This window comes from Paenibacillus xinjiangensis, from assembly GCF_059686975.1.
In genome coordinates, this window is record NZ_JCAALS010000018.1 from 54,181 (window position 1) to 67,015 (window position 12,835).

Below are 12,835 nucleotides of genomic sequence, written 5' to 3' on the forward strand. Positions count from 1 at the left end.
TACTATTAAGATAAAAATAGAAAGTAGGGATTAGAGTGAAGATTACAGTTATTGGTACCGGCTACGTTGGCTTGGTTTCAGGAGTATGTTTCTCGGAACTTGGAAATGAAGTCATCTGCGTAGATAATGTCAAATCGAAAATTGAATTATTAAATACTGGATCAGTTCCAATTCACGAACCAGGCCTTAAGGAATTAATCGCGAGCAATACTACTGGAGGGCGTTTAACCTTTACAACAGATTTGGCCGCAGCCGTTCACGCATCGGATATTGTTATTATCGCAGTCGGTACACCATCTTTGCCCAATGGACAGGCTAACCTAGCATATATTGAACAGGCAGCACAAGAAATTGGACAGGCTATTGGACAGTATAAAGTAATAGTAACGAAGAGTACGGTGCCGGTGGGGACAAATGAAAAAGTAGCAGCTATTATGGCTAAATATGCGTCCCATGATTTCGACTTCGCTTCTGTTCCAGAGTTTTTGCGTGAAGGTACGGCTGTGAAAGATACGATGAATCCCGATCGAATCATTATCGGTACAACTAGCGATAAAGCAGCAGAGATGCTTACCGAGCTTCATCAACCTTTAACAGATAATATTACGATAACGGATGTACGGAGCGCGGAGATGATCAAGTACGCCTCTAATGCGTTTCTTGCTACCAAAATCTCATTCATTAATGAAATCGCTAATATATGTGAAAAGGTTGGCGCTGATGTTGAAGAAGTAGCTAAAGGGATGGGAATGGACCGCCGAATCGGCTCTGCTTTTCTAAAAGCAGGGATTGGTTACGGCGGTTCTTGCTTTCCTAAGGATACACAGGCGCTTATTCAGATTGCAGGCCAGATGGACTATGACTTCAAACTGCTGAAGTCGGTCGTCGAGGTTAATCGTGATCAGCGCTATAACGTTATCCGTAAGCTTGAAGAAATTATGGGTAGCTTAGAAGGGCGGACAATCGGCATTTGGGGCTTGGCATTTAAGCCAGAAACAGACGATGTAAGAGATGCCCCTGCAATTGAGATTATTGAAGTATTACTTGAGCGTGGAGCTATTGTGAAGGCATATGATCCAATAGCAGCGGAAAATTTCCAAAAGGTATTTAACCGTTCTGGGATTATCTATTGCGATATGGCACAGGAAGCAGCTGATAATGCGGATGCACTATGTGTGCTTACAGAATGGCAGGAGTTTCGTGCAATTCCTCTGACAGATATTCAGTCATGGCTGAAGACACCCTATTTAATTGATGGCAGAAATATTTATCGTGAGGAAGAACTAGCGGATACACCATTTCTATATTACTCTGTTGGTCGTCCGAGGATGAATAATGGTGTTAAGGAAGAGGGACCGCTATTAGCGTTTTAACATTTCAGTATTCTAACAGACAGTAGGTGAAATAATGGGACAACAAGAGGAATTGGGATCTAGGTCTAAACCCAAAACGAAACTAAAGCGCTGGCAAAAATGGATCATAGGCATAGTTGTTTCTATTATTGTTATTGCCCTAGCATTAGCAGGCACCATCTATTTTTATTTGAAATCTATCAATATGGATGATATTGCTCTGCGTCATAGCGATGATACATCGGAGAGTAGCGAAGGTGCCAATGGTCAGGAAACGCCTGTAGAAATTCCGAAAATCATTGAGAAGCCGGTCGAGAAGGCAAGCGAACTAGTAGGTGGCAAAGATATCAATAGCCAGGATGCTGTTGATGTAGCGGCTATACTTCTGAACTCCGGCCTCAGCCTCAAACAGATCGCATACCTTCAAGGCAATGCAACCTATGATTTGTCATCGGAAGAGAAACAGAAAATTCGTGATTTGCTCCTATCCAAGCTATCGGATCAAGAAATAGAAATGCTGCGGAAGATTACAACAAAGTACGGTAAAGCTCTTAACATACTGAATCCAGACTACCCGATTGAGTTCGTCGGGGAGACGGATCCAGAGAAGATCAAGAAGAATGCTGAGGAATGGAAGAAGATGCAGGAGAACGGCAGCAATCAGTCGGCATCTCCAACACCTACCCCAGCTGACGAGGACACAGGAGAGAGCAAGGAAACCCCTTCTCCGACCCCTGCACCAGCATTGAACGATGAGCAGAAGCAAGCGAAGCTCAAGATCGATCAGAAAGTGGAGGGTCAGTTAGAGTCTCTCTACAGCATCTGCAAAGCCAACAGCAATTCTATTCTGCAGACCATAGTAGCTGAAGTGAAGGCTGATGATGATATCTCCGCTTCAGATTTGCAGAGTAAGTTCTTAAGCAAGGTCGTAGCAGCTGAAGCAACCTGCGATACGAAGTTCGAGACGATCATGAGCCAAGCCGATTCGGATTATACGAATGCTGGACTGCAAACGAGTCAACAGCCGGACTGGAGCTCGAAATATGAGGCATCTAAAAAACAAGTAAGAGCGAGCGCGATTACTTCTATTGCTAATGCCATTAAGTAGCTGCTACAAAAGCGACATATGCGAGGAGTCCTGCAGTAATACAGACGATATCTATCACTAGCATGATGGGTACAGCCGCTAGTGGGCGGTGCTTGGATTGGACAAGCAATCTGGTATGTATGGATACAAGCAGCACCCCATATATTAGCAAGCCTCCGCCTGCCATGAAGGATAGGGTGGCTTCTCGGAGCCATAACCATTCGAATAGCAGGAAGGCTAGTGGTGCTAACATAGCTATGAGAATACAATGACTAACCCACAGCCAAGCTCGGAATTGCAGCATCATTTGGAATCCTCCTTAATAAGCTGTTATAATGTAGTGATACATATTGTATCACTACTTCTTGTTTTATTAAATACTTATTTTATAAATTAGAGGAGAATGATGATGACAAACGTAAGACGCTCGACCATGATCATGCTTATTGCTATTCTGTGCGCAATGGTGCCACTTGCTGCCTCTGCAGCTACGACGTCTGTGAAGATTACGACGAAGGTCGTGAATTTGAAGTTCGATGGACAGACGCTGCAGCTGCCACAAGGACAGTATGCATTCGAGTATCAGAATCGGACTTATATTCCGATCCGTTTCGTATCGTATGGTCTGCAGAAATCGGTGAAATGGGATTCGAAGACATCAAAGGTGACTATAGCAGAACCTACAGATAAAGAAAAAGCAACGCTGTACGAGTTCTTGAAAAATGCTGCGGCTAGTACAACTAAGCCCGAAGCAGCTAAGAGCATAACAATTAAATCAGTAGATGCTTCTCTTGTGTTCGATGGTGTAACGAAGACACTGCCAGCAGGGCAATCGATTTATATGTACAACGGTTCTATCTATGTTCCTCTTCGGTTTATGGCTGAGGCAGTAGGTACAGAAATTGTATGGGATGGCAAGACGAACAGCATTACAGCAGAATCCGCAGCTTATAAGGCTGAACAAGAAGCTGGTGAAGAAGAAGCTGGGAGCGGCGAAGAAGTTGACGGAGGAGAAGTAGGTGGAGGCACCGTTGTTGAAGGTGAGAAACCAACCTACGAGCAAATTACGAGCGATACAACGAAGAAGCTTGATGCACTAAAGGCAAGCTGCAAAGCTACACTGACGAATATCGCCGTTCAATATGTCAGCACAGAGATTGACACTGAGAAGCAGGCGTTGGTTGCCAAAGCATACGAAGCCCTCGATCAGTGTACGGCTAACTTCAATGCACTTCTAGATGAGGCATCTGCTAAGTTGACTAAGTATGGTTACAGCACGGCTATTATTGCAGAATATAGAGCAGCTTTCGAGGCTGAGATTGAGGCTGGCAAGGAAATAGCGAAGCAAATGGCTAGTTAAGACAGCAATCTAACCAAGAGGATTACAAACGAACATCCCCAACGATGAGTTGGGGATGTTTTTGGCATGCAAGTCTATATGATAAGTGCAAGTATGCGTATGTTGTGAGTAAGTTACTTGAACAGCCGAGTTCGCTTGCGATCACGGTACTTATACCAATAGGTTCCATTCTCGTCTTTAAATATACGAATACCTATCAATTTGAAAGGTGTCCATATTTCAGAAAACATCAAGTAACCAGCCATTCTTCCACCTCCATACCAACCATTTATTCTAATAATAGCAAACATTGGTTCTGTAATACAATAGTTTATAGGACTTTTATACCAAAAATGCGTGTCTATAGGATTAAAAATTATAATTATTTTTCCACATCCTCTATTATCCCACTCTTTTCTTCCATATCCCTCTGATTCTCCTAATTTCCAATCTCATCTAATATTTGTTACAATGACGAACAAAGAAGTGGATAAACATTCCTGTTAGTAGGCATGGATGGGTAGTGAAAGGTGGGAATTTACTATCGAATGGAATAATAGGAAGAGCGTTCTGTTATGGTTGTTCATATTAATTAGCTGGGTCGTCTTTATATTCGCCTTATCTTCACAGTCCTATGAGAAGCAGACGATCAAGCCGACACTGCACAAGTGGATTGAGAAGGATGAGCTGACACGTATACTGCCGGATATTTCTTTTGTGTATAGAGGGAAGACGATCTCTTCTGAAAAGGATCCCTACAACTTTGTTGAGTTTGTTTTCCGTAAAGGCGCTCATCTATTTATGTATGCCATCATGGCTGCGATTCTGTACATGCTTCTGCGTTCGCTGCTGGCAAGGCGGCCATTCTTGGCCGTGTTCTTATCGCTTCTGGCAACAGTAGGAGTAGCAGCTATGGATGAGAGGAATCAGCTAAGCAGTGGGAATAGGACGGGGAATGCGACAGATGTTCTGTTGGATTTCACAGGGGCATGCATAGGTATTCTATTCTGTATCGTAACCATTGGGTTATACAAGCTTGTAAGACGAGGCAGGCGAAGAGGACGTCGTTAAATAGTCAGTATGCTTTCCTTTCTCCAGTCTTTCGTCCGAATGTGGCGAAGGGCTGTTGTTTTCTCAGGAAATGGGTATGCTGTTTAGATGATATCTTGTAGAAATTATACATAAGAGGTGCTCCACACAATGAAAGTCCCTAACTTAACGATACATACGGATAAGTATCAGATTAATATGATGTACGCGCATTGGAAGAATGGTACGGCGGATACGGGCGCGGTGTTCGAGGCGTACTTCCGCAAGCTGCCGTTCGGGAATGGCTATGCGGTGTTTGCTGGACTTGAGCGAATTGTGAGCTATATGCAGGAGCTGAAATTCGGTGAAGAGGAGCTCGCATATCTGGCGGAGCAAGAGGAGCAGTACGAGCAGGGATTCCTGGATAGGCTGAGACAGTTCCGGTTCGGGGGGAGTATCTATGCGATGGAGGAAGGGGCTGTCGTCTTCCCCAATGAACCGCTCGTACGCGTGGAAGGGACGATCTTCGAGACACAGCTGATTGAGACTGCACTATTGAACTTCCTCAACTATCAGACACTGATTGCGACGAAGGCTTCTCGGATCTTCCAGGTGGCCGCTGGCGATACGCTGCTTGAATTCGGTACAAGAAGAGCACAAGAGGCGGATGCGGCGGTATGGGGCGCACGGGCGGCTTATGTGGCTGGCTTCGACGCAACCTCCAACCTGCGTGCGGGTATGATGTTCGGCATCCCGACGAAGGGCACTCACGCCCATTCCTGGGTACAGGATCACGATACGGAGGAGGAGGCCTTCCTCCGCTATGCAGAGGCGCTGCCGAATCAGGTTACGCTGCTGGTCGATACCTATGATACGCTGAGAAGCGGCGTGCCTAATGCGATTAAGACGGCACGTTATTTGGAGAGCCAAGGCAAGCGAATGAACGGGATTCGTCTGGACAGCGGAGATCTCGCGTATTTGTCCAAGGAAGCCCGCAAGCAGCTGGATGCGGCAGGACTGCCGGATGTTCAGATTGTTGCATCGAATGATCTCGATGAGACGCTTATTTTCAACCTGAAGGCACAGGGAGCTCGCATAGATGTATGGGGGATAGGCACCCAGCTCATTACGGCAGCCGATCAGCCCTCCCTAGGAGGGGTATTCAAGCTGGTAGCCCGTGAGCAGGATGGACAATATATTCCTGTCATTAAGCTGTCTGCTAATCCGGAGAAGGTATCTGCGCCTGGGCGCAAGACCGTGTACCGGATTATGAATAAGGAGACTGGTCTCGCCGAAGCGGACTATATCGCCCTGCATGATGAGGACGACATGCGAAGCGGCTTGCGAATCAAGCTGTTTGATCCTGTTCATCCGTACATCAGCCGGTACGTAGAGGATTATATTGCGGTTCCGCTGCTGAAGCAGATATTCAATCAAGGGGAGCTCGTCTATGAGCTGCCAGACTTGGATCATATTCGACGTTTCCATAGAGAGCAGCTAGCTCTATTCCGTCCAGAGCTGCTGCGTAAGCTTAATCCTGAGCTGTATGCGGTGCATCTAAGCGAGAAGTCCTGGCAGATGAAGATGGACCTGATACAGTCTTATTCCAAGCACTAGCCAGCCCAGCTGGAAGTAATAAGTTATTGATGGGAGAAGCGCTGCCGATACTTGCTTGGTGAAAGGCCCTCCGCTCTAGCGAAGCAGGAGGCGAAGTAAGCGGCATGGTTGAAGCCGACCTCCTCTGCGACACGAGCGATGGGGTGATCGGTCTGCAGCAGAAGCAGCTTCGCCTGCTCGATCCGGAAGCGCAGCAAGTAGTCGAAGGGCGAGCACCCGAATTCCTTCTGCATGCATCTGGCAATGTAGACAGGATGGAAGTTAATGCTCTCGCCCAGCTCATGGGCTTTAATATCTTCTCGATAATGCTTTCTCAAATAAGAGGCAGCGAGCTCTGCACATAGAGCGGTAGGGGTCGAGCCTTGCATCTCTAAGGAAGCAGATAGCTGTTCGATGACCTCCTGGAACAGCAGCTGCTGCTTCCAGCTCACGCTGCTGCGGTGATTATTCTGGTCCAGCTCGCTAAGCTGGCGGATATAATCGCCGACCTTCGCGGGCTGCAGCAGCTTCGTGAATTGAGGGATCTGCTTGATGAAGGTTTGTGTAGTATAAAGCCGCGACGTAATCGTCGGCGGCTCTTTGTCGTCCATAGCATGCCTCGGAATATACTTATCTGCAGCTGTCCAGCTCCCTGTTGTCTGGAAATGCAGCCAGTAATAGGAGGTCTGCTCCTGACTTGCCATGCTGGCATAATGATAGGAATCAGGCCTGAGAATAAGAGAATGCCCTTCAGAAACCTCGAAAGTCCGCTCTTCTTCCCCCATATAGAGGCAGCCTGACATCACAACCAAGAGATCGAATACTTGAATATTACGACGGCTGGGATGCTTGAAACCGCCAGAATACTTAACGAAGCCGCTTGACATGTAATGAAGCAGTGGCGGAATTGTAAAATGAAACAGCGTCATGGTATCACCTATCTCTTCATGAATATAAGGTTTGAATTTTATAAGTTTCGGTTGTAAAACTGAAACAATAATTGCAGTATAGCATCTATAATTTGAAATGACGATTGCTGCTGCAGATGGCTGATGGTGCATAGAGCACAAACGTTGAAATACGAAGGCTTTACTCCAAGAAGCTTACAGACAACTAGTATAATTTCAACGTGCACAACGACGCGGATATCCTAAGGTGAGGATGACGAAGCCGTTTCTGCCTTGAAATATAGGAGTATATCCTATCACTATCCTTTCTCTATATTTCTCGGAATGAAAACGCGCTGTGCCGCCAAGGACGGCGACAGCCGTTTCACCTTGGGAGGTTCAAATGATAAAAACACGGGAACGGAATCATTTTTCGCTCTGGATGTTAGCTTGGCCAGTATTCATTGAGTTGTTTCTACAATTTCTATTAGGCGCTGCGGATACGCTTATGGTCAGCCGGATCTCCGATGACGCGGTTGCCGTCGTCGGATTCTCCAATCAGCTGTTCAATGCACTGTCGACTTTGTTCGCGACGGTAGCCAGTGGGGCAGGTATTCTTATCGCTCAGCGAATAGGCTCGCGCAATAATGAGGAAGCACGGTCGATTGCCATTATATCTGTTAAAGTCAGTGCGATCATTGGCCTTGTTCTTAGTCTTATTCTGTACCTGATGCCAGGTCCGATTGCTACGATGCTGCAGTTGCCCGCTAATCTGATCCCTCTTGCGAAAATATATATATCTATCGTTGGCGGAGGGATGGTATTCGGGGCCATTATGTCTGCTCTAAGCACAGTGATCCGCAACACTGGCAACACAAGAGGACCTATGTATATTGCACTTGGGATGAACGTCGTGCATTTGTTCCTTAATTATGCCTTCATCTACGGGGAGTTTGGCTTCCCGGAGTGGGGACTCACAGGAGTTGCTGTCTCAACAGTAACAAGCAGACTTCTTGCGACAATTGTTCTATACTTTATGTTCCTGAAGGCGTTCGATCGCCGAATCTTCTTCAAGGATTTCCATTTATTCGATAATAAGCTGTTCAAGGAAATATTAAAGATCGGCTGGCCGCTCGGTGTGAATATGTCCTGCTGGGTATTCTCCCAGCTGCTTATATTCAGTTATATCGCCATGCTGGGCTCGAATGAGCTGGCTGCGCGTACGTATATGAATACACTGGAATCGTTCTGCTTCATGCTCGGCTATTCGATCGCGCTGGCGCTGCAGATTCAGATCGCCCATCTATATGGTGCTGGCCGTGCCAGTGTCGCTTATCATAATTCATTCCGCGCACTGTGGATTGGGCTCGTCATCGTGACTGTGAATGCATTCATTATCTTTCTCTTCGGCGGCAAGCTGCTTGGTATCTTTACCTCTGACCCGGAGATCATCGCGATAGGCGTTTCTCTACTTGGGATGAATCTGTTGCTGCAGCCTGGTAAAATGTTAAATATGGCTATAAGCAATTCACTTAACGCCATTGGGGATACGAAGTTTACAATGTGGACATCGATCATATCGATGTCGCTTATCGCTTCTGTCCTTTCTTATGTGATTGGCATTCAGCTGGGCTGGGGTCTGATTGGCATCTACGCCTGCATGATTGCCGACGAATATATTCGCGGAATATGGGTACTTATACGGTGGAGAGGACAGAAATATTTGAAGCTGGCGAATCAGCAGTCTGCCCTCCCAGCATCATCCGGATCTAACGAGCCTACTAACAACAAGACGGCAGTAGAGCTATAGATCTTCACAACAACTGGAGGAACATGCAATGATCATGATGAATGAGAAAATAAAAGCGGCCGAGGTTCAGCTCATCGGTCTGAATGGAGAAGCGCTTGGAGTCGTATCACGGACTGAGGCGCTTGCTATGGCGAAGGAGCTGAAGGTAGATCTTGTATGCGAATCGTTAATGAGCAGCCCGCCGCCATGCAAGCTGATGCGCCGAGGAACGGCCAAGCAGGAGGCCAGTGAGAAGAAGCGGGATACGAAGCTGAAGGAGCAGCCAGCCAAAGTGAAGGAGCTTCGCTTAAGTGTAGACATCGAGCAGCATGATTATGATACGAAGCAGCGACAGGCAGCTAAGCTTCTGCAAGCGGGGAATGCTGTTCTGCTTGTCGTCCGAATCAAGGGCAAGGAAGGGCCTAAGGCGAAGGAGCTGCTGGAGAGACTGCTGGTTGACCTTGCGGACTATGGGAAGAAGCAGTCGGGTATTCAGCTCAGCGGGAAGCAAGCGGCAGTACAGGTGAATTGTTCCTGATGATCGGTTATAGTACCGGACGTTCACGGCTTCACAGGCTTTGTGAGGATTATAGATCATTGGCAATTGACACTTCTTGGTATAATAAGTATCATTTGAATGATATTTATCAATTAAATGATCTAATCAGACAAGGAGAACCAGATGCTTCGTAGATTTTTCTCATATTACAAGCCTTACCGCAAGCTCTTTATGCTCGATTTCTGCTGTGCCGTTGTGCTCGCGATATTAGAGCTAGGCTTCCCGCTCGCCGTCAGCTATCTCATTGACACGCTGCTGCCGGAAGAGAATTGGGGTTATATTATCGTCGCTTGCTCGATCCTTCTCGTTATTTATGTCATTAATACGCTATTGAGCTATGTTGTTACCTACTGGGGGCACATGCTTGGCATTAATATTGAGACGGATATGAGGAAGGCGCTATTCAATCATGTGCAGAAGCTGTCGTTCCGTTATTTCGATAACACGAAGACAGGCCATCTCATCTCTCGACTAACGAATGATCTGTTCGAGATCGGTGAAGTGGCGCATCATGGTCCAGAGGATATGTTCATCGCGGCGATGACGCTGATCGGGGCATTCGGGATTATGGCTTACATTAACGTAGAGCTGACCCTGCTCACGTTCATTATTGTCCCCATTATTGTATGGCTCGTTCTCTTCTTCAACAAAAAGATGACGAGAGCGACGACGCGTCTGTTCTCCGAGATGGCTGACTTCAACGCTCGGGTGGAGGATACAGTAGGCGGCATTCGTGTCGTACAGGCTTTCTCGAACGAGAAGCATGAAGGCAAGCAGTTCGATGACAATAACAGTCGTTTCCGCTTGGCCAAGCTGGTTTCTTACAAAATCATCGGTATGAACTCTTCCATTACTTATATGCTCATGCGTCTAGTTACTCTATTCGTACTCATATGCGGCACATGGTTCGTTATTCGCGGACAATTGCAATATGGCGAGTTCGTTGCTTTCGTACTCATGACGAATATTTTCTTCAAGCCGATTGAGAAGATTAATGCAGTCATTGAGAGCTATCCGAAAGGGATTGCCGGCTTCAAGCGTTATGTTGAACTGATGGAGACAGCTCCTGATATTGACGATGCACCGAATGCGCTGCATGTGGATCGCTTGAATGGAGACATTCGCTACAATCATGTTACATTCGGCTATGAGGGAGAAGCGAAGGTGCTGCAGAACATCAGCCTGAGCATTCGTGCAGGGGAGACGGTTGCCTTTGTCGGTCCTTCTGGTGCGGGTAAGACAACGCTTTGCAGTCTGCTGCCGCGATTCTATGAGGTCGATTCAGGCAGTATTACGGTTGATGGCCATGATCTGCGTGAGCTGAGGCTGGATTCGCTTCGCAAGCAGATTGGTATCGTTCAGCAGGATGTCTTCTTATTCGCTGGCACAATCCGCGACAATATCGCTTACGGCAAGCTGGAAGCAACGGATGGCGAGATTCTCGAGGCAGCACGAATGGCTAGACTGGAAGCGTTCATTGCAGCGCAGCCTGATGGACTTGATACGGTGGTCGGTGAGCGCGGGGTTAAGCTGTCTGGAGGACAGAAGCAGCGGATGGCTATAGCCCGCATGTTCCTGAAGAATCCGCCGATTCTTATTCTGGACGAAGCAACCTCAGCACTGGATACAGAGACGGAAGCTGCAATTCAGCAATCGCTTGCCGAGCTGTCAGCGGGCAGAACGACACTTGTGATCGCGCATCGCCTTGCTACAATTAAGAACGCCGACCGTATCGTCGTCGTGACCGAGAGCGGGATTACCGAGCAAGGACGCCATGAGGAGCTTATGGCAACTGGCGGAGTATACAGCCGACTGCATGAAGCACAGTTCGGAGCTATGTCCTAGCATAGTCGAACCAATAAGAAGCCTGCGACTACATGGCCCCATAGGGTGGTGTAGAAGCAGGCTTCTTTTACATATGTGAAAAAGAAAAATCCCCTCACAATGGATGAGGGAATACTCTTTGGGAATTAGGCTCTGGTCATTCCAGTGCCTTTTCCGGTTTCTTGCGGTCAAATTTGAATACTTTGTTCAGTATCTTGTACACGAACTTCGATTCTTTCGTTAGAAGCGGTCCGAGGATGGCTAATATGAGGACGTACAGCGCTGCGAAGGGCTGAATCATCTCCAGTAAGCCGCCGGTTTTGCCGAGATTCGCCATAATGATGGAGAACTCGCCGCGCGAGACGATCGTAAGTCCGATATTAGATGAAGCTTTGGGTGACAGACCTGCGCTGCGGCCGGCCAGCATCCCCGCTAAGAAGTTACCGAACAAGGTAATGGCAACAGCACCTAGTGACAGCCATACTGCACCGCCGAGAGCGAACGGATCGATCGTCAAGCCGAAGCTGAAGAAGAACACAGCCCCGAAGAAATCTCGGAACGGCAGGATCAAATGCTCAATTCGCTTCATATGCTCGGTTTCTGCAAGGACAAGTCCTACGAGCAAGGCGCCGATAGCTTCAGCGACATGAATCGTCTCTGCGAAGCCTGCAACAACGAAGAGGAAGCCGAATACGAGCAGCAGGAACAATTCATTAGAACGGATATTGAATACTTTATTCAATAAAGGCACGGCTTTGCGTCCAATAATAAGGAACAGCAGCATGAAGCCTAGTGCATATAGGGCAGAGAGCAGGACGCCTCCAAGTGAGGTAGCTCCACTGAGAACAAGTCCAGACAGGATGGAGATATAGACAGCAAGGAAGATATCCTCGAACATGATAATGCCAAGTATCATCTCTGTCTCAGGATTAGCTGTACGCTTCAGATCAACGAGCACTTTTGCAACAATTGCACTAGAGGATATCGTCGTAATTCCAGCCATAACAAGCATCTCTTCCAAGGGGAAGCCAGTTACCCAGCCATAGCCAAGCCCGAGCGAAAAGTTAATGAGGATATAGATCGTACCGCCTACGGCAATAGATTTACCGGATTTGATTAATCGTCCGACAGAGAACTCTAGACCTAGGTAGAACAGAAGGAATAATACGCCAAGTCGTCCCAAGAATTCGATGAAGGGTGCACTTTCGATAAAGCGGAAATCAAATACACCAATCTTCAGAGCGTGGGGCCCTACGGCCATCCCGATCAGAATATAGAACGGGATGACGGAGAACCTCAGCTTAGCGGATAATAGACCAACTAAAGCGATCAGGGTGACAGCGAGACCAATCTCCAGCACCAAGTGATCCATA

General features: G+C 47.2%; 12 protein-coding genes. 8 read left to right on the forward strand and 4 right to left on the reverse strand.

The genetic code is table 11. The annotated features are described in order from the left end of the window. The first annotated feature begins 35 nt into the window (after positions 1-35). Positions 36-1,373: a UDP-glucose dehydrogenase family protein gene (locus AC6ESP_RS18170; RefSeq protein ID WP_497098148.1), complete on the forward strand. Its 1,338-nt coding sequence runs from the start codon at positions 36-38 to the stop codon at positions 1,371-1,373. Between the two features lie 184 nt (positions 1,374-1,557). Continuing rightward, positions 1,558-2,460 carry a hypothetical protein gene (locus AC6ESP_RS18175; RefSeq protein WP_497098149.1) on the forward strand — a complete coding sequence of 301 codons (903 nt, stop codon included), beginning with the start codon at positions 1,558-1,560 and terminating at the stop codon, positions 2,458-2,460. Here the strand turns inward: AC6ESP_RS18175 and AC6ESP_RS18180 are convergent. Further along, the gene (locus AC6ESP_RS18180; protein ID WP_497098150.1) at positions 2,453-2,746 is read right to left on the reverse strand and encodes a hypothetical protein; all 294 of its coding nucleotides are present in this window, start codon (positions 2,744-2,746) and stop codon (positions 2,453-2,455) included. The genes AC6ESP_RS18175 and AC6ESP_RS18180 overlap by 8 nt on opposite strands. Positions 2,747-2,848: 102 nt before the next feature. On the opposite strand from AC6ESP_RS18180, the gene AC6ESP_RS18185 reads away from it, so the two are divergent. Continuing rightward, positions 2,849-3,799 carry a stalk domain-containing protein gene (locus AC6ESP_RS18185; protein WP_497098151.1) on the forward strand — a complete coding sequence of 317 codons (951 nt, stop codon included), beginning with the start codon at positions 2,849-2,851 and terminating at the stop codon, positions 3,797-3,799. A gap of 113 nt (positions 3,800-3,912) precedes the next feature. Here AC6ESP_RS18185 and AC6ESP_RS18190 read toward each other — a convergent pair whose 3' ends face one another. Further along, on the reverse strand, positions 3,913-4,044 hold the full coding sequence (locus AC6ESP_RS18190) for a hypothetical protein (RefSeq protein ID WP_497098152.1): 132 nt from the start codon (positions 4,042-4,044) through the stop codon (positions 3,913-3,915). A gap of 250 nt (positions 4,045-4,294) precedes the next feature. Between AC6ESP_RS18190 and AC6ESP_RS18195 the strand changes: the two genes are divergently transcribed. Both AC6ESP_RS18195 and AC6ESP_RS18200 read left to right on the forward strand, forming a co-directional pair. Continuing rightward, positions 4,295-4,849, forward strand: coding sequence for a VanZ family protein (locus AC6ESP_RS18195; RefSeq protein WP_497098153.1), 555 nt, complete (start codon positions 4,295-4,297; stop codon positions 4,847-4,849). Between the two features lie 129 nt (positions 4,850-4,978). Then, positions 4,979-6,424: a nicotinate phosphoribosyltransferase gene (locus AC6ESP_RS18200; RefSeq protein ID WP_497098154.1), complete on the forward strand. Its 1,446-nt coding sequence runs from the start codon at positions 4,979-4,981 to the stop codon at positions 6,422-6,424. A gap of 23 nt (positions 6,425-6,447) precedes the next feature. On the opposite strand, the gene AC6ESP_RS18205 is transcribed toward AC6ESP_RS18200, so the two are convergent. Then, on the reverse strand, positions 6,448-7,332 hold the full coding sequence (locus AC6ESP_RS18205) for a helix-turn-helix domain-containing protein (RefSeq protein WP_497098155.1): 885 nt from the start codon (positions 7,330-7,332) through the stop codon (positions 6,448-6,450). Positions 7,333-7,693: 361 nt separating this feature from the next. On the opposite strand from AC6ESP_RS18205, the gene AC6ESP_RS18210 reads away from it, so the two are divergent. The 3 genes from AC6ESP_RS18210 to AC6ESP_RS18220 all read left to right on the forward strand — a co-directional run bounded on the left by AC6ESP_RS18210 (position 7,694) and on the right by AC6ESP_RS18220 (position 11,483). Next, entirely contained in the window at positions 7,694-9,100 is a 1,407-nt protein-coding gene (locus tag AC6ESP_RS18210) for an MATE family efflux transporter (protein ID WP_497098156.1), read from the forward strand. A 28-nt stretch (positions 9,101-9,128) separates the two neighbouring features. Beyond that, positions 9,129-9,617: a translation initiation factor IF-3 gene (infC, locus tag AC6ESP_RS18215; RefSeq protein ID WP_497098157.1), complete on the forward strand. Its 489-nt coding sequence runs from the start codon at positions 9,129-9,131 to the stop codon at positions 9,615-9,617. A 144-nt stretch (positions 9,618-9,761) separates the two neighbouring features. After that, positions 9,762-11,483: an ABC transporter ATP-binding protein gene (locus AC6ESP_RS18220; protein ID WP_497098158.1), complete on the forward strand. Its 1,722-nt coding sequence runs from the start codon at positions 9,762-9,764 to the stop codon at positions 11,481-11,483. A gap of 136 nt (positions 11,484-11,619) precedes the next feature. On the opposite strand, the gene AC6ESP_RS18225 is transcribed toward AC6ESP_RS18220, so the two are convergent. After that, entirely contained in the window at positions 11,620-12,834 is a 1,215-nt protein-coding gene (locus AC6ESP_RS18225) for a cation:proton antiporter (RefSeq protein WP_497098159.1), read from the reverse strand. Between the last annotated feature and the right edge of the window lies 1 nt (position 12,835).